This window comes from Streptomyces sp. NPDC017890, assembly GCF_044328675.1.
Classification (GTDB): Bacteria; Actinomycetota; Actinomycetes; order Streptomycetales; family Streptomycetaceae; genus Streptomyces.
This window is the reverse complement of the sequence record NZ_JBIRHU010000045.1, coordinates 1-25581: the sequence shown is the minus strand read 5'-3', so window position 1 is coordinate 25581 and position 25581 is coordinate 1. Positions and strand designations below refer to the sequence as shown.

At 73.3% G+C, this 25581-nt stretch carries 3 protein-coding genes; all 3 read right to left on the bottom strand.

Going from position 1 to position 25581, the window contains the following annotated elements; translation table 11 throughout:
* The coding region (locus ACH4F2_RS34305; protein ID WP_398136628.1) for a type I polyketide synthase at positions 1-2600 on the bottom strand (2600 nt) is incomplete at its 3' end.
* 53 nt (positions 2601-2653) lie between these two features.
* Positions 2654-12874 (bottom strand): type I polyketide synthase, encoded by a 10221-nt coding sequence (locus tag ACH4F2_RS34300; RefSeq protein ID WP_398136627.1) that lies wholly within the window; start codon positions 12872-12874, stop codon positions 2654-2656.
* A 71-nt stretch (positions 12875-12945) separates the two neighbouring features.
* Positions 12946-25581: SDR family NAD(P)-dependent oxidoreductase (locus ACH4F2_RS34295; protein WP_398136626.1), on the bottom strand; the 12636-nt coding region annotated here is incomplete at its 5' end.

Below are 25581 nucleotides of genomic sequence, written 5' to 3'. Positions count from 1 at the left end.
CGCTCCAGCCCGCCCTCATCACGCCGCAACGAACCCAGCACCAGCCCATCGACCCCAGCGCCGTCGAGAGACTGCTCCACACCAGCAGTCAGCACCGGATGCGCCGAAGCCTCCACGAAGAAGCGGTAGCCCTGCTCCGCCAGCGCCCTCGTCGCCTCCTCGAAACGCACCGTCTGCCGCAGATTCGTGTACCAGTACTCCGCGTCCATCACCGACGTGTCCAGCCAGTCAGCCGTCACCGTCGAGAAGAACGGCACCTCCGACGCACGCGGCTCCAACCCGCCCAAGACGTCCAGCAGTTTCTCGCGGATGGCCTCCACGTGCACCGAGTGCGAGGCGTAGTCGACCGGGATACGACGGGCACGGACCTCGTCCGCCTCACAGCCGGCCAGCAGCGCGTCAAGCTCCCCCGCATCCCCGGAAACCACCACGGAAGAAGGCCCGTTGACCGCAGCCACCGACAGGCCGTCCGTCAGCCGCTCCCGGACCTCCTCCACCGGCAGCGCCACCGACACCATGCCACCGGCGCCCGACAGCGCCAGGATCGCCTTCGACCGCAGCGCCACCACCTTCGCCGCGTCACTGAGGGAAAGCGCTCCGGCCACACACGCAGCCGCGATCTCACCCTGTGAATGACCGACGACCGCCGCGGGCTGGACACCGTGCGAACGCCACAGCTCCGCCAGCGACACCATCACCGCCCACAGCACCGGCTGGACCACGTCCACCCGCTCCAACGCCTCCGCATCATCGAGCACGTCGAACAACGACCACTCCACATGCGACGACAAAGCCTCCGCACACTCCCGCATCCGCCCCGCGAACACCGGAGACGAAGACATGAGCTCCGTGGCCATGCCCACCCACTGCGAACCCTGACCCGGGAACACGAACGCCACCTTGCCGCGCAGATCCGCGACACCACGCACGACCCCCGCCGCGGAACCGTCCTCGGCCAGCACCGACACCGCCGCCGCCTGATCCGCAGCCACAACCACGGCCCGGTGATCCAGACCCGCACGGGACACAACCGTCGAATAGCCGACGTCGAACGCGGACAGACCCGGATGAGCCACCAGATGATCCCGCAACCGCACCGCCTGAGCGACCAGGGCCTTGGAGGACTTGCCGGACAGGGTCCACGGCAGGACGGCGGGCTGCTGCGGGGCGGGCTGCGCGGCTTCGGTGGCTTCGTCTTCGCCGGTCTCCGCGGGCGCCTGTTCGAGAATGACGTGGGCGTTGGTGCCGCTGAAGGAGAACGACGAGACGGCCGCGCGGCGCGGACGGTCGGCGGTGGGCCACGGGCGTGCCTCGGTGAGCAGTTCGACCGCGCCGGCCTCCCAGTCCACGTTCGGGGTCGGCTCACTGACGTGCAGGGTCTTGGGCAGGACGCCGTGCCGCATCGCCATGACCATCTTGATGACACCGGCGACCCCGGCCGCGGCCTGGGAGTGGCCGATGTTCGACTTGATGGAGCCGAGCCACAGCGGATGGTCCGGCTCACGGTCCTGGCCGTAGGTGGCGAGCAGCGCCTGCGCCTCGATCGGGTCGCCGAGCGCGGTGCCCGTGCCGTGCGCCTCCACCGCGTCCACGTCGGCCGTGGTCAGGCGGGCGCCCTCCAGGGCTTGGCGGATCACCTTCTGCTGGGAACGGCCGTTGGGAGCGGTCAGGCCGTTGCTGACGCCGTCCTGGTTGACCGCGCTGCCCCGGATGACGCCGAGGACGCGGTGGCCGTTGCGCTGTGCGTCGGAGAGCCGCTCCAGGAGCAGCAGGCCGACGCCCTCGCTCCAGCCGGTGCCGTCGGCGTCGGCGGAGAAGGCCTTGCACCGTCCGTCGGAGGCGAGTCCGCGCTGGCGGCTGAATTCGGTGAACGCGCCGGGGGTGGCCATGACTGCGACACCACCGGCGAGGGCCATGGAGCACTCACCCCTGCGCAGGCTGTGGCAGGCGAGGTGCAGGGCGACGAGGGCGGAGGAGCAGGCCGTGTCGAGCGTGAGGGCGGGGCCCTCCAGGCCCAGGGTGTAGGAGATGCGGCCGGACACGATGCTGGTGGCCGCGCCGGTGGCGACGTGTCCTTCGAGGGCCGCGGCCTCCTGCGAGGCCTCCAGGGCGTTGCCGTAGCCCTGGGAGTAGGCGCCGACGAACACGCCCGTGCGGCTGCCGCGCATCGAGGACGGGTCGATACCGGCGCGCTCGATGGTCTCCCAGGCGGTCTCCAGGAGGAGCCGCTGCTGCGGGTCCATGGCGAGCGCCTCGCGCGGGCTGATGCCGAAGAAGTCGGCGTCGAACTCGGTGGCCCCCTCGATGAACCCGCCCTGGCTGGTGTAGCTGGTACCGCTGTTGCCCGGGTCGGCGTCGTAGAGGCCTTCCAGGTCCCAGCCCCGGTCGGTGGGGAACGGCGACACGCCGTCGGCCCCGTCGGCGACGAGGCGCCACAGGTCTTCGGGTGTGGTGATGCCGCCCGGGTAGCGGCATCCCATGGCCACCAGGGCGATGGGCTCGGAGTCCTGGTCTTCCACCTCGCGCAGTCGCTTGCGGGCGTCACGGAGGTCGGCGGTGACGCGCTTGAGGTACTCGAGGAATTTCTCTTCGTTGGGCATGGAGTCAGCTCCTCGGCTGGAAGACCAAGAGGGAGAAGGGTGGTTCATCGGGTTCAGACCGTTCCGAGCTCGTTGTCGATGAGGTCGAAGAGCTCGTCCGCGGTCGCGCCAGCGAGGTCGCTGTTGTCGTCGTCCTCGGTCGCGGTGCCGGCACCCGTGCACAGCGCGAGGAAGGTTCGGAGCCGTTGTTCGACGCGTGCCCGGTCACCGAGGGCGAGGGCGGGGCCGGACAGCAATGACTCCAGCTTGTCCAGTTCCGTGTCGATCGACGGTGTGGCGGCGGTGTCGTCGAGCGGCAGCTCGTCGCGCAGGTGCGCGGCGAGGTCCTGGGGTGTGGGATTGTCGAAGACGAGAGTGGGGGGCAGGCGCAGACCGGTGGCAGCGTTCACGCGGTTGCGCAGCTCCACCGCCGTCAGCGAGTCGAATCCCATTTCCTGGAACGGCCGCCTGAGGTCGACCGCCGCTGCCGACGAGTAGCCGAGCACGGCGGCGACGTGTTCGGCGATCAGGTCGGCGAGCGCGGCAAGACGCTGTTCCTCGGTCAGGCCGGCGAGCCGCTGGGCCAGCGTCGGACCGTTGTCCCGCCCGGTGCGTCCGGACGCGGCTTCACCGCGCCGTGCCGGGGTGCGGACCAGGCCGCGCAGCAGCGGCGGCAGGGCGTCGCCCTGTTCCCGCAGTTGTGCGAGGTCGAGCGGTATCGGCACGAGCAGGGCGTGTCCGGCAGCGGCCGCGGTGTCGAACAGCGTGAGGCCGTGTTCCGTGGTCAGCGCACCGAATCCGCCGCGGCTCATCCTGGCCAGGTCGGCCTCACCGAGTTCGCCGGTCATGGTGGAGCGCTTCGCCCACATGCCCCAGGCCAGCGACTGTCCCGGCAGGCCCTGCGCCCGGCGGTGCTGGGCGAGGGCGTCGAGGAAGGCGTTCGCCGCCGCGTAGTTGCCCTGCCCCGCACCGCCGAAGGTGGCTGCGGCCGAGGAGAACAGCACGAACATCGCCAGGTCCATGTCCCGGGTCAGCTCGTGCAGGTTCAGGGCGGCGTCGGCCTTGGGCCGCAGCACGGCGGACAGCCGCTCGGGCGTCAGCGAGGACAGCACACCGTCGTCGACGACGCCCGCGGTGTGCACCACGCCGGTGAGCGGGTGCTCCAGTGTGCCGAGTACGGCGGCCAGGGCGTCGCGGTCGGCGGCGTCGCAGGCCGCGATCCGCACCTGCGCGCCCAGTTCCACGAGCTCCGCTTCCAGTTCGGCGGCTCCGTCGGCCTCACGACCGCTGCGGGAGAGCAGCAGCAGGTGCCGTACGCCGTGGGCGGTCACCAGGTGGCGGGCGAACAGGCCGCCGAGAGTGCCCGTGCCCCCGGTGATCAGCACGGTGCCGTCGGGGTCGACGGGCAGCGGACCCGAGCCCTGCGCCGCCGCGTTGTCGCCGCTGGTGACGGCGCAGGTGTCGGCCCGCGCGAGGCGCGGCACCAGGCAGTTCCCCTGCCGCACCGCGACCTGCGGTTCGTCCACGGCCAGTGCCGCGGGCAGTGCTTCGTACGCTTCGGGCGTCCCGTCGAGGTCGGCGAGGACGAAGCGTCCCGGGTGCTCCGACTGCGCCGAGCGCACCAGTCCCCACACGGCGGCGGCGGCCGGATCCGTCCGGTCACCCTGTCGTACGGCGACGGCTCCCCGCGTGAGCACCACGATCCGTGAGGCCGCGTAGCGTTCGTCGTCGGCCCAGGAACGCAGTACCCCGAGGGTCCGGACGGTCAGTTCGTGGACGGCGGTCGCGGTCGGCTCGGGTCCTCCCGCGCAGGGCAGGAGTACGACCTCCGGGATGTCGTCGGCGAGTTCGGACAGGCGGGAGAACGAGCTCACGGTGTGGCCCGCGGCGGCGAGCCCCGCCGCCACCTCGTGGACACCGTGGCCGTCGCTGCCGCCGACTCCGGTGGCGTCGCCGAGGACGCCGAAGCCGTCGTACGGCATGCCGTCCGCGGGCGTCTCGGCCGGGGCGGCCCAGTCCACCGTGAACAGTGCGCCGGCCTCGGTCGCCCGTGCCGTCGCGAGCTGCCCGGCCGTCACCTCACGGAAGACAAGGGCGTCCACCGTGGCGACGGGGTGTCCGACGGCGTCGGCCACTGTCACGGCCACGGCACCGGAGTCACCGGTGGTCAGCCGGACACGTACCGCCGGGGCACCGGTGGCGTGGAGCCGCAGTCCGGTCCACGAGAACGGCAGCCTGGCTGCTCCGGCCCCGTCCCCCTGCGGTGTGCCACCGTCCGCGTCGGGCAGACCGAGGACGTGCAGCGCGGAGTCGAAGAGCGCCGGGTGCAGTCCGAACCGGGCGGCGTCCGCCTCGTCGGCCTCGGCGGCCTCGGCCTCGGCGAACAGTTCGTCGCCGCGCCGCCACGCGGCACGCAGACCCTGGAACGCCGGGCCGTAGCCGTAGCCGGTCTCGACAAGACGTTCGTAGAAGCCCTCGACGGTGAGGGGCTCGGCCCCGGCGGGCGGCCAGACGTCGAGCGCCTCGACCGGCCGCGCTTCTGTCTCGGGGACGAGGACGCCGCCGGCGTGCCGGATCCACTGCTCGTCGGCGGAGGCGCCCTCATGCCGTGAGTGGACGGTCAGCGTGCGGCTGCCCCCGTCACCGGCCGGGCCGACGGCGACCTGGAGCTGCACCCCACCGCGATCGGGCAGTACCAGCGGTGCCTCCAGGGTCAGTTCGGCCACCTGGCCGCACCCCACCTGATCGCCCGCGTGGATCGCCAGCTCGACGAAAGCTGTCCCCGGCAGCAGCACCGCGCCGCCCACCGTGTGGTCGGCGATCCACGGGTGCGTCTGCCGGGAGATACGGCCGGTCAGCAGCAGACCGTCGGAGTCTGCGAGCGCCACCGAGGCGCCGAGCAGCGGATGCCGCGTACTCAGCTGCCCGACCGAGGCCACGTCACCGGTCCGCGCCGCAGCACGCGGCCAGTAGCTCTGGCGCTGGAAGGGGTAGGTGGGCAGGTCGACGCGGCGGGCACCCGTGCCGGAGAAGTACGCCGGCCAGTCCGGGGTCACGCCCGCGACGTGCAGACGGCCCAGGGCCGTGAGCAGTGCTTCCGCTTCGGAGCGGTCCTTGCGCAGAGCGGCGACGAGCTGCACGTCCCCGGTGAGGGACTCCTGCGCCATACCGGACAGGACACCGTCCGGACCCAGCTCCACAAACACACCGACACCCTGGTCCTCCAGCCAGCGCACCCCGTCACCGAAACGGACAGCCGCGCGGACGTGGCGTACCCAGTACTCGGCGGAAGCGACATCAGCCGAAGCCTCACCGGTCACGTTCGACACGACCGGGATCGACGGCGCGGCGTAGGTCAGCGACTCGGCGACCCGGCGGAAGTCGTCCAGCATCGCGTCCATGTGCGGCGAGTGGAACGCATGACTCACCCGCAGCTTCTTCGTCTTCCACCCCAGCCCGGAGAACCGGTCCCCCAGCTCGCCCACCACATCGGCGTCACCGGCGATCACCACTGAAGAGGGACCGTTCACGGCTGCGAGAGACACCTCCGCCTCCCGGCCCTCCAGATACGGGGCCACCGCAGCCTCGTCCGTACCGACGGCCAGCATCGCGCCACGCGCCGGCAACGCCTGCATCAACCGGCCCCGCGCCGCCACCAGCGTCACCGCGTCCTCAAGGGACAACACCCCGGCGACATGCGCCGCGGCCAGCTCGCCGATCGAATGCCCGGTCACATAATCCGGCCGTACACCCCAGCTCTCCGTGAGCCGGTACAAGGCCACTTCCAGAGCGAACAGACCCGGCTGCGTGAACCCGGTCTGGTCCAGCAGCTCACCCTCCCCGGCGAACATCACCTCACGCAACGGCCGGTCCAGCACCCGGTCGAACCCCGCACACACCGCATCCAACGCCTCCGCGAACACCGGATACGCCCCGTACAGCTCCCGGCCCATCCCCGCCCGCTGCGACCCCTGCCCCGAGAACAACACCGCCGTCAGGCCTTCCCGGCGTGTCGTCCCCGTGCATACGCCCGCGGCTGTCTCGCCCAGGGCGACGCGGTCGAGTCCGCGCCGCAGTGCCTTCTCGTCGGTGCCGATGACGACGGCCCGGTGTTCGAGGGCGGTGCGCGTGGTGGCGAGGGAGTATGCCACGTCGAGCGGTGTGAGCCCCGCGTCGAGGCGGTCCCGGAGCCGTTCCGCCTGGGCCCTGAGCGCGGTCGCGGACTTGGCGGACAGGAGCCAGGGCAGTACGCCGCCGGTGTCCGTGCCTGCCGGGCGCTGCCGCACCTCGGTCTCGGGAGCCTGTTCGATGATGGTGTGCGCGTTGGTGCCGCTCACGCCGAACGACGACACGGCCGCCCGACGCGGGCGGCCCGTCTCGGGCCACGGCACGTTCTCGGTCAGCAGCTCCACGGCGCCGGACGACCAGTCCACCCGTGAGGACGGACGGTCGATGTGCAGGCTCCGCGGCAGCACTCCATGCCGCATCGCCATGACCATCTTGATGACTCCCGCGACGCCGGAAGCCGACTGGGTGTGTCCGATGTTGGACTTGACCGAGCCCAGCAGGAGCGGCCCGGCGCCGTCCCGCTCCTGCCCGTAGGTGGCGAGCAGGGCCTGTGCCTCGATCGGGTCGCCGAGGGTGGTGCCCGTGCCGTGCGCCTCGACCGTGTCCACGTCCACCGGGGTGAGCCCGGCGGAGGTGAGGGCCTGGCGGATGACGCGCTGCTGCGAGGGGCCGTTCGGGGCGGTCAGGCCGTTCGAAGCGCCGTCCTGGTTGACCGCGGAGCCGCGGACGACCGCGAGGACCTCGTGACCGTTGCGGCGAGCGTCGGACAGTCGCTCCACGAGCAGCAGGCCCGCGCCCTCGCCCCAGCCGGTACCGTCCGCCGCCTCCGCGAACGGCTTGCACCGGCCGTCCCCGGCCAGCCCGCGCTGACGGCTGAACTCCAGGAAGGCCATGGGGCTGACCATCACGGTGACTCCGCCCGCGAGGGCCATGGAGCACTCGCCGTTGCGCAGCGCCTGGGTGGCGAGGTGCAGGGCGACGAGCGAGGAGGAGCAGGCCGTGTCGACCGTCACCGCCGGGCCTTCGAGACCCAGCGTGTAGGAGAGGCGGCCGGACATGACGGCGGTGGCATCGCCGGTGACGAGGTAGCCCTCGACGCCTTCCTCGACGCCTGCCACGGTGGCGCCCCATCCCTGCGCGGCGGTGCCGACGAACACACCGGTACGGGAGCCGCGCAGCGTCGCCGGGTCGATGCCGGCGCGTTCGAGGAGTTCCCAGGCGGTCTCCAGGAGCATGCGCTGCTGCGGGTCCATGGCCATGGCCTCGCGCGGTGAGATGCCGAAGAACTCCGCGTCGAACTCGTCGGCGTCGTGCACGAACCCGCCCTCGGGCGTGACGGTGGAGTCCGCGCCGAAGAGAGCCTCCGCGTCCCAGCCGCGGCCGGCGGGGAACCCGGTCATCGCGTCGGTGCCGGACGCCACGAGGTCCCACAGCTGCTCCGGTGAGCGGACGTCTCCCGGGTAGCGGCAGGCCATGCCGACGATCGCGATGGGTTCGTCGACGGCGTTCACCGGGGCGGGCGGCACGGCGTCAGCCGCGGTGCCGTCCTGGCCGGTGACCTCGCGCCGCAGGTGGTCGGCGAGCACGGTGGGGCTCGGGTAGTCGAAGACCAGCGTCGCGGGCAGCTTGAGACCGGTGGCCGTGGTGAGACGGTTGCGGACCTCCACCGCAGTGAGCGAGTCGAAGCCCATGTCGCGGAAGGCCCGGTTCGCCTCCACGGCGTCGGCCGACGCGTACCCCAGCACTCCCGCCGCTTGCCCGCGGACCAACTGCAGGAGCAGGCGGGTCTGTTCGGCCTCGGTCAGGCCGGCCAGGCGTGCTGCCAGTTCGGAGCCCCCGGCGGTGGCGGGCTCGGCCTGCTCGGCTGCCACGGCCCGCGCCGCCTCGGGGATGTCGGAGAGCAGCGGGCGCGGGCGGGCCGCCGTGAAGCCGGGCACGAAACGCGCCCAGTCCACGTCGGCGACGGCCACGAACGTCTCGTCGTGCTCCACCGCCTGCACCAGCGCCGACACCGCGAGCTCCGCCGGCATGGTGCGCACGCCGCGCTTGCTCAGGTGTTCCTCGGTGCCTTCGTGAGCGGCCATGCCGCCTCCGCCCCAGGCGCCCCAGGCCACGGAGGTCGCCGTCAGGCCCCGTGCCCTGCGGTCCTCGGCGAGCGCGTCGAGGCAGGCGTTGGCGGCACCGTACGCGCCCTGTCCACCGCCGCCCCACACACCGGCGTTCGACGAGAACAGCACGAACGCGTCCAGCTCCGCCCCGTCCAGCAAGTCGTCCAGGTGGCGGGCGCCCGACACCTTGGCGTCGGCGATCCCCGCGAAGGCCTCGAGGTCGGTGTCCATCAGCGGGTGCAACTGGCCTACGCCGGCGGCGTGGACGACGGCGGTCGGCGGATGTTCGGCCAGTACGGCCGCCAGCGCCTCACGATCCGCCACATCACACGCCACCACACTCACCCGGGCACCCAGACCCGTCAGCTCGGCCACCAGCTCCGCCACACCCGGCGCACCCTCACCCCGACGACTCGTCAGAACCAGGTGCTCGGCACCGTTACCCGCAGCCCACCGCGCCACATGCGCACCCAACGCACCCGTACCACCCGTGACCAGCACCGTCCCACGCGGCGACCACGACCGCACCACCGGCGCAGCCCCCAACGGCGCCCGCACCAACCGCCGCACGAACACACCCGACCCACGCACCGCAAGCTGATCCTCATCACCCCCCGCACCCCCCAGCACACTCAGGAACCGCGAGACCGCACGCTCGTCCAGCACCTCGGGCAGATCCAGCAGACCACCCCAGCGATCCGGATGCTCCAGACCCATCACCCGCCCGAAGCCCCACACCTGTGCCTGGGCCACGCTCCCGAGCCGGTCCGAACGGCCCACCGACACCGCACCCCGCGTCACCAGCCACAAGGGCGCGTCGATCCCGGCGTCACCCAACGCCTGCGTCAGGGTCACGGTGCCGGCGAGGCCACGGGACAGAACGGGGTACGGCTCGTACGGAGTGTCGTCGGTTCCCAGGAGACACAGGACGCCTTCGAACAGCGTGTCAGGGCCGGCGGCCACCAGGGCGGCCAGGCGCGCGGTCAGCGCGGTACGGTCGGTGGCGCTGCCGGACCCGGTGGCGGTGAGTTCGAGGAGTGTCACGTCGGCGCCGTGCTCTTCCAGGAGCCGTGCCGGACCGGAACCGCCGTCCTCGGAGAGGGCGCTGTCGCCGCCGGTGACGACCAGCCAGCGACCGGACGGTGCCGGTGCGTCGCCGCGCACGGTGGCCAAGGGCTTCCAGTTCACGGTGTAACGCCAGTCGTCGACCCGTACCCGGTCCTTCCGGGTGCGGCGCCACGAGGACAGCGCGGGCAGCACCGCGTTCAGTGCCTCGTCGTCCAGGCCCAGCGTCTCGGCGAGCCCGGTCGCGTCCTCGCGTTCGACGGCTTCCCAGAAGGCGGCGTCGACGGGGTCGGAGCCGCCTGCGCTCTCCTGGGCCGAGACCGCGTCGAGCCAGTACCGCTCGCGCTGGAAGGCGTACGTGGGCAGGTCGACGCGTCGGCCACCGGTGAGGAACGCGCTCCAGTCGACCGGGAGCCCGCTGGTCCAGCCCTCGGCGAGCGACGTCATGAAGCGGTCGAGGCCACCTTCGTCACGCTTGAGCGAGCCGACGGCCACCGCGTCCACGGTCTCCTGCACACCGACGGTGAGCACGGGGTGGGCGGAGGTTTCGACGAAGAAGCGGTGGCCCTGCTCGGCCAGCGCCTTCGTCGCCTCCTCGAAACGCACCGTCTGCCGCAGATTCGTGTACCAGTACTCCGCATCCAGCGCCGACGTGTCCAGCCAGTCAGCCGTCACCGTCGAGAAGAACGGCACCTCCGACGCACGCGGCTCCAACCCCGCCAGAACGTCCAGGAGCTCGTCGCGGATGGCCTCGACGTGCACCGAGTGCGACGCGTAGTCCACCGGAATACGACGGGCACGGACCTCGTCCGCCTCACACCCGGCCAGCAACGCGTCCAGGCCGGCCACATCGCCCGAAACGACCACCGAAGAGGGCCCGTTGACTGCGGCGACGGACAGCCCGCCGGTCAGCCGCTCCCGGACCTCCTCCACCGGCAGCGCCACCGACACCATGCCACCCAGGCCGGACAGCGCCAGGATCGCCTTCGACCGCAGCGCCACCACCTTCGCCGCATCCTCGATCGACAGCGCACCGGCCACACACGCAGCCGCGATCTCACCCTGCGAATGACCGACGACCGCCGCGGGCTGGACACCGTACGAACGCCACAGCTCCGCCAGCGACACCATCACCGCCCACAGCACCGGCTGGACCACGTCCACCCGCTCCAACGCATCCGCATCACCGAGCACGTCGAACAACGACCACTCCACATGCGACGACAGAGCCTCCGCGCAGTCCCGCATCCGCCCCGCGAACACCGGCGACGACTCGATCAGTTCCGTGGCCATCCCGGCCCACTGCGAACCCTGACCCGGGAACACGAACGCCACCTTGCCGCGCGTCACATGGGCGGTCCCCTCGACGGTCGTACCGTCCGGGTGGCCTTCGGCGAGGGCGGTCAGTCCGTCGGCGGGGTTGTCGCCGAGGACCACGGCGCGGTGTTCCAGGAAGGCGCGGCCGGTGGCGAGGGTGTGTCCGACGTCGGTGGGCGTGAGGCCGGGGTGGTCCGCCAGGTGGTCGCGCAGGCGGGCGGCCTGGGCGCGCAGCGCTGCGGCCGAGCGGCCGGACAGGAGCCAGGGCACGACGGCGGGCGCGGGCACGGGCGTGCCGCCCTCGATGCCGTCGGCCGCGCTGGTGTCGTCGGCCGGGTCGGTGTCGCCGGCCGCGTCGGCCGGTGGGGCCTGTTCCAGGAGGGTGTGGGCGTTGGTGCCGCTGATGCCGAACGAGGACACGGCGGCGCGGCGCGGCTGTCCCGTCTCCGGCCACGGACGGGCCTCGGTGAGCAGCCGGACGGCGCCGGACTCCCAGTCGATGTGCGAGGACGGGACGTCGGCGTGCAGGGTCCGGGGCAGGGTGCCGTGGCGCATCGCCATGACCATCTTGATGACACCGGCGACGCCGGCGGCCGCCTGGGTGTGTCCGAGGTTGGATTTGACCGAGCCGAGCCAGACGGGCTGTTCCTCCGGTCGGCTGCGGCCGTAGGTGGCGAGCAGGGCCTGGGCTTCGATGGGGTCACCGAGGGGGGTGCCGGTGCCGTGCGCCTCGACGGCGTCGACCTCGGCGGCGGTGAGCCCGGCGTTGGTGAGGGCCTGGCGGATGACGCGCTGCTGGGAGGGGCCGTTCGGGGCGGTGAGGCCGTTGGAGGCACCGTCCTGGTTGATCGCCGAGCCGCGGACGACCGCGAGGACGTCGTGACCGTTGCGGCGGGCGTCGGAGAGTCGCTCGACCAGGAGCAGGCCGACGCCCTCGCCCGCGCCCATGCCGTCGGCGGACTCGGCGAAGGCCTTGCAGCGGCCGTCGGACGCGAGGCCGCCCTGGCGGCTGAACTCGCCGAAGATGCCCGGGCTCGCCATCACGGTGACGCCGCCGGCGAGAGCCAGGGTGCACTCCTCGCGGCGCAGCGCCTGGACCGCGAGGTGCAGGGCGACCAGGGAGGACGAGCAGGCGGTGTCCACGGTGACCGCCGGCCCCTCCAGGCCCAGGGTGTAGGAGATGCGGCCGGAGGCGACGCTGCCCGCGCTGCCGTTGCCGAGGTAGCCGGCGACGTCCTCGAAGCCTTCGGGCACCTTGATCTGGCGGGCACCGTAGTCGTGGTACATGACGCCCGTGAAGACGCCGACGCGTTCGCCGCGTACGGACGTCGGGTCGATGCCGGCGCGTTCGAAGGCCTCCCAGGCGGTTTCGAGGAGGAGCCGCTGCTGCGGGTCCATCGCGAGCGCCTCGCGCGGGCTGATGCCGAAGAACGCCGGGTCGAACCGGTCGGCGTCGCGCAGGAACCCGCCCTGGAACAGACCGGCGTCCTCGGGGGCGACGGCGTCCAGGTCCCAGCCGCGGTTGGCGTAGGGCGGTGTGACGGCGTCGGTGCCGTCGGCCACCAGCCGCCACAGTGCCTCGGGGCTGTCGACGTCCCCGGGGAACCGGCAGCTCATCGCGACGATCGCGATGGGCTCCTGGTCCCGGTCCTCCAGCTCGCGCACCCTGCGCCGGGCCTGACGGAGATCCGTGGTAGCCCGCTTGAGATAGTCGCGGAGCTTATCTCCGTTCCCCATGTGACATCGGCTCCTAACAGCGGTGGGACGGGGGGCGGGCGTAAACGGTGTGGTGGAGGGGCGGCCGGGGCTCAGTCCGAGCCCAGCTCGCTCTCCAGCAGGTCGAACAGTTCCTCGTCGCTGGCCGTGTCGAGGTCGTCGTCGACCTCGGCCGGGGCGTCGGGGGCGGCTCCGAGGGCGGTGTTCCAACGGGCCACGAGGGCTTGCAGTCGTTCTCCGACGCGGGCCTGTTCGCCGGCGTCGGTCTCCGCGGGTGCCGAGGCGACCGACGTGAGGAGGAACTCCAGCTTGTCGATCTCGGCGAGCAGCGGGGCCGTGCCGGGCGCCGCCCCGCCGGGCAGTTCGGTGTGCAGATGGGCGACGAGGGCTTCCGGGGTCGGGTGGTCGAAGATCAGTGTGGCGGGCAGGCGCAGGCCGGTCGCCGTGTTGAGCCGGTTGCGCAGTTCCACGGCGGTCAGCGAGTCGAAGCCGAGTTCCTTGAAGGCACGGTCGGGTTCGACGGTGTTCGCGGAGAGATGGCCCAGTACGGACGCCACGTGCGAGAGGACCAGGTCGAGGAGGGCGGCTTCGCGTTCCTCGGCGGAGAGTCCGGCCAGCCGCCGCTCGAAGGATGACGCGTCCTCGACGACGGGCGTGGCGCCCGACTCGGCGCGGCGGCGCGCGGGGACCCGTACGAGGCCGCGGAACAGGTGCGGCAGGGTGTGGGACGAGGCCAGGGTGCGCAGTGCCGGGAGGTCCACGCCGATGGGGACGACGGCGGCGTCGGTCGCCGCGAGGGACGCGTCGAAGAGTGCGAGTCCCTCGTCGGAGGAGAGTCCGACCACTCCGGAGCGGGCCATCCGGTCGACGTCGACGCTGTCCAGGTCGCCGGTGAGGGTGGAGCGTTCGGCCCAGAAGCCCCAGGCGAGTGAGGTGACGGGCCTGCCTTCGGCCCGCAGCCGGCCGGCCAGGGCGTCGACCGCGGCGTTGGCGGCGGCGTAGTTGCCCTGTCCCGGTGAGCCGAACACGCCGGAGCTGGACGAGAACACCACGAACGCCGACAGGTCGAGCGTCGCCGTCAGTTCGTGGAGGTGGACGACGGCGTCCAGCTTGGGACGCAGTACGTGCTCGACGTGCCGCGGTGTGAGGGACGGGATGATGCCGTCGTCGACGGTGCCCGAGGTGTGGACGACCGCGGTGAGCGGGTGAGCGGCGGGCACGGCGGCCAGCAGTTCCGCGAGCGCGTCGCGGTCGGTGACGTCGCACGCGGTGATCGTCACTTCGGCGCCCGCGTCGCGCAGTTCCGCCTCCAGTGCGGCGGCTCGGGGGGCGGCACCGCCGCTGCGGCTCGCGATCAGCAGGTGGCGTACGCCGTGCCGGGTGACGAGGTGGCGGGTGACGAGACTGCCGAGGGTGCCCGTGCCACCGGTGACGAGCACGGTGCCCTCGGGGTCGAAGCGGGGCCCGTCGGCGGCGTTGGCGGGGTCGGCGGCCGGGGTTTCGACGGGCGTGGCCCGGTGCAGGCGGGGTACGCGTATCTCGCCTTCGTGCAGGGCGAGTTGGGGTTCACCGGTGACCAGGGCGGTGGGCAGCAGTCGGTGGGAGCGGTCGTCGGTGTCGAGGTCGACGAGGACGAACCGGCCGGGGTTCTCGGACTGGGCGGAACGGACCAGGCCGCTCACCGCGGCACCGAGGAGGTCGTCGGCGGGTGCGCCGGTGCGGGTGGCGACCGCCTGCCGGGTGACGAGTACGAGCCGCGACGCGTCGAGGGACTCGTCGGCGAGCCACTCCTGGACCAGGGCCAGTCCGTCGGAGACGGCGGCGCGTACCCGGCCGGGCAGTTCGGTGGTCGCCGCCGGCGGGTGGGCGAGGGAGAGGAGGACCGTGTCGGGGGCGGGCGCGCCGGCCCGGACGTGGTCGCGCAGTGCGGCGAGGTCGGGGAAGACCTCGGGTGCGGCGCCGGCCGCCTTGAGGGCACCGGTCAGTTCCGTGCCGTCGGCACCCAGGACCGCCCACCGCTCGCCGCCCGGCAGGGCGGGGGCCGGGGCGGGCAGCGACGTCCACTCCACGCGGAACAGTGCGGCGCCGCCGGCCGTGACCGTGCCCTGCAGCTGTTCGGCGTCGAGCGGTCGGAAGGCGAGGTTCGCGGCGGTGGCAACGGGGGCTCCGGTGCCGTCGGCGACGGTGAGGGAGATCGACTCGTGTCCCGTCCGGGTGAGCCGTACGTGCAGTACGGAGGCGCCGGTCGCGTGCAGGGACAGGCCGGTCCACGCGAACGGCAGCCGGGCGCTGGCGCCGTCGTCGAGGAGGCCGCCGAGGGCGGAGGCGTGCAGCGCGGCGTCGAGCAGCGCCGGGTGCAGCCCGTAGCGGGCCGCGTCGGAGCGGACCTCCTCGGGCAGCGCGACCTCGGCGTACACCTCGTCGTCGCTGATCCAGGCGGCGCGCAGGCCCTGGAAGGCCGGGCCGTAGCCGTAGCCGCCGTCCGCCATCCGCTCGTACAGGTCGGTGACGTCCACGGGCTGTGCGCCGGCGGGCGGCCAGGCCGTCTGGGTGGCCGGTGCCGTGGCCGCGTTCCGGGCGAGGACTCCGCCGGCGTGCCGGACCCAGGGCTGCTCGGCCGGGTCGGCGCCGTCGGTGAGGTCGACCGGACGGGCGTGCACCGTCAGTGGGCGGCGGCCGGTCTCGTCCGGGGCTTCCACCACGACCTGGAGCTGCACCGCGCCGTGCTCCGGCAGGACCAGCGGTGCTTCCAGGGTCAGTTCTTCGACGAGGTCCAGGCCGGCCCGGTCGCCCGCGTGCAGGGCGAGTTCGACGAACGCCGTTCCGGGCAGCAGGATCACGCCGGCCACGGCGTGGTCGGCGAGCCACGGGTGGGTACGGGTGGACAGCAGTCCGGTGAACAGGACGCCGTCGCCTCCCGCGATGTCGACTCCGGCGCCGAGCAGCGGGTGCTCGGTGCCGTTCAGGCCGACGGCGGTGACGGGGTCGAGCGCGGAGTACGGTACGTCGACCCAGTAGCGCTGCCGTTGGAACGGGTACGTCGGCAGGTCGGCGCGCAGTGCGCCGGCTCCCGCGAGGACGGTGGTCCAGTCGACGGCGGCGCCCTGTGTGTGGGCCTCGGCGAGCGAGGTGAGGAAGCGCCGCTCGTTCCCTTCGCCGCGTCGCAGGGTGCCGACCGCGGCGCCCTGGGCGCGGGCGTCGTCGAGGGTCTCCTGGATGCCGATGGTCAGCACGGGGTGCGCGGACGCCTCGACGAAGACTCCGTAGCCCTGCTCGACGAGTGCGCGGGTGGCCTCTTCGAAGCGGACGGTACGGCGGAGGTTGGTGTACCAGTACTCGGCGTCCATGGTGGTGGTGTCCAGCCAGTCGGCGGTCACCGTGGAGAAGAACGGGACGTCGGCGGTGCGCGGTTCGAGTCCCGCGAGGACGGCGAGGAGTTCGTTGTGGATGCCCTCCACGTGCGCCGAGTGGGAGGCGTAGTCGACGGGGACGCGGCGGGCCCGGATCCCGTCGGCCTCGCAGGCGGCGAGGAGTGCGTCGAGCTGGGCGTCGTCGCCCGAGACGACCACGGACGAGGGTCCGTTGACGGCCGCCACGGACAGCGCGTCGGTGAGCCGCTCCCGTACGTCCTCGACGGGCAGGGCCACCGACACCATGCCGCCCAGCCCCGACAGGGCGAGGATGGCCTTGGAGCGCAGGGCCACCACCTTGGCGGCGTCGTCCAGGGACAGCGCCCCGGCCACGCAGGCCGCGGCGATCTCCCCCTGGGAGTGCCCGACGACCGCCGCCGGCCGGACACCGTGGGAACGCCACAGTTCGGCCAGCGACACCATCACCGCCCACAGGGCGGGCTGGACCACGTCCACCCGCTCCAGTTCCCCGGCATCCTCCAGGACGTCGAACAGCGACCAGTCCACGTACGACGACAGTGCCGCCGCGCACTCCCGCATCCGCCCGGCGAACACCGGGGAGGAGCCGATGAGCTCCGTGGCCATGCCGACCCACTGCGAACCCTGCCCGGGGAACACGAACGCGGTGCGGCGTTCCCCGCGGGCGACGCCCTGGACCAGCGCGCCGGTGCCGCTGCCCGCGGCGAGCGCGGTGAGGGCGTCCACGACGGTGGGGTGACCGTCGGCGAGCACGACCGCGCGGTGTTCGAACTGGGTGCGGCCGGTGGCGTAGGTGCGGCCCAGGTCGGCGAGGGGGAGGCCGGGGTGCTCGGCGAGGTGGCCGAGCAGTCGCCGTGCCTGGTCCCGCAGGGCCTCCTCGGTGCGGCCGGACAGCGGTACCGGTACGTGGACGGGGCTCGTCGGCCGCTCGTCCGCGGCGCCCGTGCCGTCGGGGGCGGGCGGTGCGGGCGGCGTGGGTTCGGGCTCGGGCGCCTCCTCCAGGATCAGGTGCACGTTGGTGCCGCTGACACCGAACGCGGACACGGCGCCTCGGCGTGGCCGGCCGGATTCGGGCCACGGCATGGGTTCGGTGAGCAGGCTGACGGCGCCCGCCGACCAGTCGACGTGGGTGGTGGGCCGGCTCACGTGCAGGGTCTTCGGGAGGGTGCGGTGCCGCAGGGCGAGCACCATTTTGATGACGCCCGCGACTCCGGCGGCGGCCTGGGTGTGACCGATGTTGGACTTCACCGTGCCCAGCCACAGCGGCTGCTCGGGGTCGCGGTCCCGGCCGTAGGTGGCGAGCAGGGCCTGTGCCTCGATCGGGTCACCGAGTGTCGTGCCCGTGCCGTGGGCGTCGACGGCGTCGACGTCGGCGGTGGACAGACCGGCGGTGGCGAGGGCCTGCCGGATGACGCGCTGCTGGGAGGGGCCGTTGGGCGCGGTCAGCCCGTTGGAGGCGCCGTCCTGGTTGACCGCCGATCCGCGGATGACGGCGAGGACCTCGTGGCCGTTGCGGCGCGCGTCGGACAGGCGTTCCAGGAGGACCATGCCGACGCCCTCGGCCGGGCCGAAGCCGTCGGCGTCGTCGGAGAACGCCTTGCAGCGGCCGTCGGCGGACAGGCCTCGCTGGCGGCTGAACTCGATGAACGCCACGGGTGTCGACATGACGGTGACGCCGCCCGCGAGGGCCATGGTGCACTCGCCGTTGCGCAGTGACTGCCAGGCGAGGTGCAGTGCGGTGGCCGACGAGGAGCACGCGGTGTCCACGGTGACCGCCGGGCCCTCCAGGCCGAGTACGTACGAGATCCGGCCGGAGATCACGGCGGCCGCGCTGCCGGTCACCAGGTAGCCGTCGACGGCCTCGTCGGAGCCGTAGATCCGGGAACCGTAGTCCTGGCTGTTGGAGCCGACGAACACGCCGGTGCGGCTGCCGCGCAGCGTGCCCGGGTCGACGCCCGCGCGTTCCACGGCCTCCCAGGCGGTCTCCAGGAGCAGCCGCTGCTGCGGGTCGGTGGCCATGGCCTCGCGCGGGCTGATGCCGAAGAACTCGGCGTCGAAGTGGCCGGCGTTGTCGAGGAATCCGCCGCCGCGCACGTAGCTCTTCCCGGAGGCGTCCGGGTCGGGGTCGTACAGGCTGTCCAGGTCCCAGCCCCGGTCCTCGGGGAACGCGGCGACGGCGTCGCCGCCCGCCGCGATCAGCCGCCACAGGTCCTCCGGCGTGGCGATCCCTCCGGGGTAGCGGCAGCTCATCGCGACGACCGCGACCGGGTCGTCGTCGACGGGGGTGGTCACGGCGTCGGGTTCGGCCACGTCCGCGCGTACGCCGAGGAGTTCGCCGCCGAGGTGCTCGGCGAGGAGCTGGGGCGTCGGGTGGTCGAAGACGAGGGTGGCGGTGAGGGCGAGGCCGGTGCGTGCCTTGAGACGGTTGCGCAGTTCCACGGCGGTGAGCGAGTCGAAGCCCAGTTCGCGGAAGGCCCGTCCCGCCTCCACCGCCGTGGGGTCGGCGTAGCCGAGGACGGCGGCGGCGTTCGTCCGGACCAGTTCGACGAGCATCCGTGTCCGGTCGTCCGGGGCGGCGGCGGTCAGCTTGCGGACCAGCTCAGGTGTCTCGGTGGTGGCGCCCTCGGTGGTGGCGCCGTCGGTGCCGGTGCCGCTCTCGGCGGCGGCCTGTGCCTCGGGCAGGGAGCGCAGCAGGGGGCTGGGCCGCGCGGAGACGAAGCCGGGCACGAAGCGCGCCCAGTCGACGTCGGCGACGGACACGGTGGTCTCGTCGTTCTCGACGGCCTGCACGAGTGCGGCCACGGCCAGGCCGGGGTCCATCGTCAGGACGCCTCGGCGGCTCAGGTGCTCCTGCGTGCCCTCGCCGGCGGCCATTCCGTCGCCGCCCCACGCGCCCCAGGCGATCGCGGTGGCGGTGCGGCCCGCGGCGCGTCGGCGGTGGGCGAGGGCGTCCAGGTGGGCGTTGCCGGCGGCGTACGCGGCCTGGCCGCCGCCGCCCCAGGTGGAGGAGTTCGACGAGAAGAGGATGAACGCGTCGAGGTCGGTGTCGCCGAGGAGTTCGTCGAGGTGTTCGGCGCCCGCGGTCTTCGCGCCGGCCACTCGTGCGTATTCGGCGGTGTCGATGTCGGTGAGGAGCGTCGACTGGCCGACGCCCGCGGTGTGCACGACGGCGCTCAGCGGCTGGTCGCCGGGGAGCGAGTCGAGGAGGGCGGCGAGCGCGTCGCGGTCGGTGACGTCGCAGGCGGCGACGGTGACGCGGGCACCGAGGCCGGTGAGCCGTGCCTCCAGGGCGGCGGCGCCGTCGGCGGCCGGACCGCGGCGGCTGGTGAGCACCAGGTGTTCGGCTCCGTGCTGGGCGAGCCAGGTGGCGACGTGGGCGCCGAGTGCGCCGGTGCCGCCGGTGACGAGCACGGTGCCGCGGGGCTGCCAGGTCCGGGCGGGGGCGGTGTCGCCGAGAGGCACGCGCTGCAGGCGCCTGCCGAACATGCCGGAGGTGCGCAGGGCGACCTGGTCCTCGTCGTCGGTTCCGGCGAGGACGGCGGCGAGCCGGTTACCGGCGCGCTCGTCGGCGTTGGCCGGCAGGTCGACGAGGCCGCCCCAGCGGTCGGGATGTTCGAGGGCGGCGACCCTGCCGAATCCCCAGACGTGAGCCTGGGCGGTGGAGACGGGTTCGTCGTCGAAGGGCAGCGCGACGGCGCCACGGGTCGCCGCCCACAGCGGGGCGGTGAGCCCGAGCACGCCGAGGGCGCGGACGAGGTCGAGGGTGGTGGCGGCGCCGCGTGGCAGGACGGGCTGCTCGGCGTGGGGCCGTTCGTCCAACGGCAGGAGGGTGAGCACACCGGCCGCCTCACGGCCGTCGAGCGCCGCCGGGATCCGCTCGGTGAGCAGGCCGAGGCCGCCTTCGTCCCCGGTGAGGGCGAGCGTGACGACGTCCGCCCCGGCGGCTGCGAGGGCGGCGGGCGCTGCCCGCTGCCAGGGGTTCTCGCTCAGGTCGGTGTGGGTGACGACGAGCCAGATGCCGGTGAGTACGGCGGTAGCGGGTTCGGTGACGGGCTGCCAGCCGATCCGGTAGCGCCAGGAGTCGACGGTGGACTTCCGGCGGCGGTCCTGACGCCATGCGGCCAGGGCGGGCAGCATCTCTGCGACGGACTCCTCGCCGACGCGCAGCGCGCCGGCGACGGTCGTCAGGTCGCCGCGTTCGACGGCGTCCCAGAACTCCCGCTCCCCTTCGTCGCCGGCATCGGCACCGTGGGTGGTCCGGGTGGCCTGCCGTCCGGCCTCGGGCACGTCCAGCCAGTAGCGCTCGCGCTGGAAGGCGTAGGTGGGCAGGTCGACGCGGCTCGCACCGGTGAACAGGGGACGCCAGTCGACGGGCACGCCGCGCGTCTCGGCCTCGGCGAGGGCGGTGACGAACCGCTCGGAGCCGCCCTGGTCGCGGCGGAGCGTACCGGTGACGACGGCCCGCGCGCCGAGGTCCTCGACGGTCTCGGCGACCGGCACCGTCAGTACGGGGTGCGGGCTGACCTCGATGAACGCCTGGTGTCCCGCGTGGACGAGGGCCCGGACGGCGTCGGCGAAGCGGACGGTGCCGCGCAGGTTGGTGTACCAGTACCCGGCGTCCATCACCTCGGTGTCGAGGAGGTCGCCGGTCACCGCCGAGTACAGCGGCACGTCGGCGGGGCGGGGCCGGACACCGGCGAGGACCTCGGCGAGCTCCTCCTCGATGGCCTCGACGTGCGCGGAGTGTGACGCGTAGTCGACGGGAATGCGGCGGGCCTGCACTCCGTCGGCCTCGCAGGCGGCAAGGAGGCCGTCGAGGGCGTCGCCGTCACCGGAGACGACGACGGAGGCCGGGCCGTTGACCGCGGCGACGGACAGCCCGTCGGTCAGCCGCTGTTCGACCTCGTCGAGCGGCAGCGGTACGGCCACCATGCCGCCCCGTCCCGACAGGGCGAGGATGGCCTTGGAGCGCAGGGCCACCACCTTGGCGGCGTCGTCCAGGGACAGCGCCCCGGCCACGCAGGCCGCGGCGATCTCCCCCTGGGAGTGCCCGACGACCGCCGCCGGCCGGACACCGTGGGAACGCCACAGTTCGGCCAGCGACACCATCACCGCCCACAGCACCGGCTGGACCACGTCCACCCGCTCCAGCGCCTCCTCGTCGCCGAGCACGTCGAACAACGACCAGTCCACGTACGACGACAGGGCCGCCGCGCACTCCCGCATCCGCCCGGCGAACACCGGCGAGGAGCCGATGAGCTCCGTGGCCATGCCGACCCACTGCGAACCCTGCCCGGGGAACACGAAGACGGTGCGATCCGCGCTGCCCGGGGCGGTGTGCTCCACCACGCGGGGGTCGGGAGTGCCCGTGGCGAGGGCGTCGAGGGCGGCGAGGAGTTCCTCGGTTCCGGCGCCCACCACCACGGCGCGGTGTTCCAGGCGGGCACGGGTGGCGGCGAGTGAGAAGCCGATGTCCTCGGGCGTGGCGCCGCGGCCGGCTGAGACGCCGAAGCTCTCGGGAGCCGCACCGGGGGCGGTTGCGATACCGAAGTCGTCGGGAGCGGCACCACCGGTGGTTGCGATACCGAAGTCGTCGGGAGCGGCACCACCGGTGGTTGCGATACCGAAGGCGTCGTGTGCCTCGCGGCCGGTGATGTGGGCGCGCAGGCGGCGCGCCTGGTCGCGCAGTGCGTCGGCGGTCTTGGCGGAGAGCAGCCACGGCACGGCGGTGGCCGGCGTGCTCGCGGGCCGCTCCCGCTCGGCCGGCCGGGGTGCGGCCGCGGGGGCCTGCTCGACGATGACGTGGGCGTTGGTTCCGCTCACACCGAAGGAGGAGACGCCTGCGCGGCGCGGCCGGCCGGGCTCCGGCCACGGGCGGGCCTCGGTGAGCAGTTCGACGGCGCCTTCGGACCAGTCGACGTGCGGGGTGGGCTCGTCCACGTGGAGAGTCCTGGGCAGGGTGCCGTGGCGCATGGCCATGACCATTTTGATGACGCCCGCCACGCCCGCTGCGGCCTGGGTGTGTCCCATGTTCGACTTGACGGAGCCGAGCCACAGCGGCTGGTCCTCGTCGCGGTCCCGGCCGTAGGTGGCGAGGAGGGCCTGTGCCTCGATCGGGTCGCCCAGCGTCGTGCCCGTGCCGTGTGCCTCGACTGCGTCCACGTCGGCCGGGGCGAGCCCGGCCGACGACAACGCCTGCCGGATGACGCGCTGCTGCGCGGGGCCGTTGGGTGCGGTCAGCCCGTTGGAGGCGCCGTCCTGGTTGACGGCGGAACCCCGGACGACGGCCAGCACCTGGTGGCCGTTGCGGCGCGCGTCGGACAGCCGCTCCACCAGGAGCAGGCCGACGCCCTCGCCCCAGCCGGTACCGTCCGCGGCACCCGCGAAGGATTTGCAGCGGCCGTCGGCGGACAGCCCGCGCTGGCGGCTGAACTCGACGAACGTGCCGGGCGTCGACATGACGGTGACGCCGCCCGCCAGGGCCATGGTGCACTCGCCGTTGCGCAGCGCCTGGGCCGCCAGGTGCAGGGCGACCAGGGACGACGAGCAGGCCGTGTCGACGGTGACGGCGGGGCCTTCGAGGCCGAAGGTGTAGGCGACCCGGCCGGAGGCGACGCTGCCCGCGCTGCCGTTGCCGAGGTAGCCCATCACCTCGTCGATGCCCTCACCGGACGCGCCGAACGCGAGGGACGAGTAGTCGTGGTACATCACGCCGGCGAACACACCCGTACGGCTGCCGCGCAGCGACGCGGGGTCGATGCCGGCGCGTTCGAACGCCTCCCAGGCCGCTTCGAGGAGGAGACGCTGCTGCGGATCCATGGCCTGCGCCTCGCGCGGGCTGATCCCGAAAAACGCCGGGTCGAAGTGGTGGGCGTCGTACACGAACGAACCCGAGCGGGTGTACGAGGTTCCGTTGCGGCCGGGCTCCGGGTCGTAGAGCCCGTCGAGGTCCCAGCCCCGGTCGCCGGGCAGTTCGGCGACGGTGTCGGTGCCGGACGCGACGAGCCGCCACAGGTCCTCCGGCGAGCTGACGCCGCCCGGGTAGCGGCAGCTCATCGCGACGATGGCGATGGGATCGTCGGCCACCGCCACGGACCGCGCGTCCGCGCCGGGCTGCGGTCCGGTGCCGAGCAGCTCGGTCAGCAGGAAGGCGGACAGGACGGTGGGCGTCGGATAGTCGAACACCAGGGTGGCGGGCAGGCGCAGGCCAGTCGCCGCGTTGAGCCGGTTGCGCAGTTCGAGCGCGGTCAGCGAGTCGAAGCCGAGGTCGCGGAAGGCACGCTTGTCGTCGACCGCGTCGGGCCCGGCGTAGCCGAGCACCCCGGCGACGCCCGCCCGGACCAGCGAACGTACCTCGCGCTCCCGGTCGGCGGTGGGCAGCGCGGCCAGTCGCCGCGCCAGTGACGAGGCACCGTCGGCGGTGCCGCCCGCGGTGCGCCGCACCGGCACCCGCACGAGGTCGCGCAGCACGGTGGGGACTTCGGCCAGGCCGGCCCGTGCCTGGGCGCGCAGCACGGTCAGGTCGAGACGGACCGGGACGAGAACGGGGCGCTCCGCGGCCAGTGCCGCGTCGAACAGGGCAAGGCCGTCCTCCGAGGACAGGGCGGCGGCACCGGAGCCCTCCCGGCGGGCGAGATCGGTGTCCTTCAAGTGGCCGGTCATGGCGGACCGTTCGGCCCACAAGCCCCAGGCGAGAGAGGTCGCGGGCAGCCCGAGGGCCCGTCGCCGCTCGGCCAGCGCGTCGAGGAAGGCGTTGGCGGCGGCGTAGTTGCCCTGCCCGGCGGCGCCGACGGTGGACGCGGCGGACGAGAAGACGACGAAGAACGACAGGTCGAGGTCGCGCGTCAGCTCGTGCAGGTGGACGGCGGCGTCCACCTTGGGCCGCAGTACGTGGTCGAGCCGCTCGGGAGTGAGCGAGGAGACGACGCCGTCGTCCAGGACACCGGCGGTGTGCACGACACCGGTCAGCGGGTACTCGGCGGGCACGGCGGCGAGGAGTGCGGCGAGGTCGTCCCGGTCGGCGACGTCGCACGCCGCGAGGGTCGGCTCGGCGCCCAGAGCGCGCAGTTCCTCCACGAGGTCGACGGCCCCGGGGGCGGCGTCACCGCTGCGGCTTGCGAGCAGCAGGTGCCGCACACCGTACGCGGTGACGAGGTGCCGGGCGAAAAGGCGCCCGAGGGTGCCGGTGGCGCCGGTGACGAGCACGGTGCCTGTGGTGGCGGTGACGGTGGTCGCGTCTTGCTCGGTGTCGATGCCGGGGCCGGTCGGGGCGGAGTCGGGGCGGGCCGCCTCGGTCCGGGCCAGGCGGGGGGCCAGGAGGGCGCCGCCTCGGAGGGCCAGCTGCGGCTCCCCGGTCGCGAGGGCCGCGCGCACCAGGTCGGCGGGCACACCACCGCGGTCGACGCCACCGTCGCGGTCGTCGGAGTCGAGGTCGGCTCCGGGGCCTGATCCAGTGTCGGAGTCGGAGTCGGAGTCGGAGTCGGGCTCGAGGTCGAGCAGCACGAACCTGCCCGGATTCTCGGACTGCGCGGACCGTACGAGGCCCCAGACGGGGGCGTGGGCCAGGTTCGGTACCCCTGCGCCGGCTTCCGCGGCTACCGCGCCCCGGGTGACCACCACCAGACGCGCGTCGGCGAGCCGCTCGTCGGCCAGCCACGCCTTGACGACGTCCAGCGTGTCGTACGCCGCGGCCCGCACCGCGGCGGGCAGCTCCGGCTCCGCACCCTTTCCGTCGAGGCCGCGAGGGCTCCACAGAACGGCCGTCGGTACGGGAGCCCGCACGGCGACGGAGTCCAGGTCGTCGTAGGAGTCGGAGCCCAGAGCGGTCCGCAGCCCCTGGTCGTCCGTACCGAGTACGGCGATTTCGCCGTCGTCCTCGACACCATCTGATGTCGGCATGGTGACGGGGCGCCAGCGCAGGTCGAAGAGGGAGTCGTGCGTGCGGGAAGGCTGTCCGGCGTCGCCGTCGGCGACAGGCCGGAGCGCCAGGACGTCCACCGCCGCGACGGGGGCGCCCTGCGCGTCCGCCACGTGCACTGCTACGCCGCGAGAGCCGGCCGGGGAGAGCCGTACGCGCAGAGCCGTGGCGCCGGTCGCGTACAGCGACACTCCGCTCCAGCTGAAGGGCAGCATTGCCTGCGCACCGTCCGCACCGACATCGAGGAGACCGAGTCCGACCGGGTGCAGGGCGGCGTCGAGGAGAGCCGGGTGCAGACCGAACCGGGCGGCCAGTGCACGCTGTTCGTCGGGCAGGGCGACTTCGGCGAAGACCTCGTCACCACGCCGCCAGACCGCACGCACCCCCTGGAACACCGGCCCGTACCCCAGACCCACCTCCGC

Coding starts and splice junctions, on each gene's coding strand:
- ACH4F2_RS34300 (WP_398136627.1), bottom strand. CDS start 12,874: ATGGGGAACGGAGATAAGCTCCGCGACTATCTCAAGCGGGCTACCACG.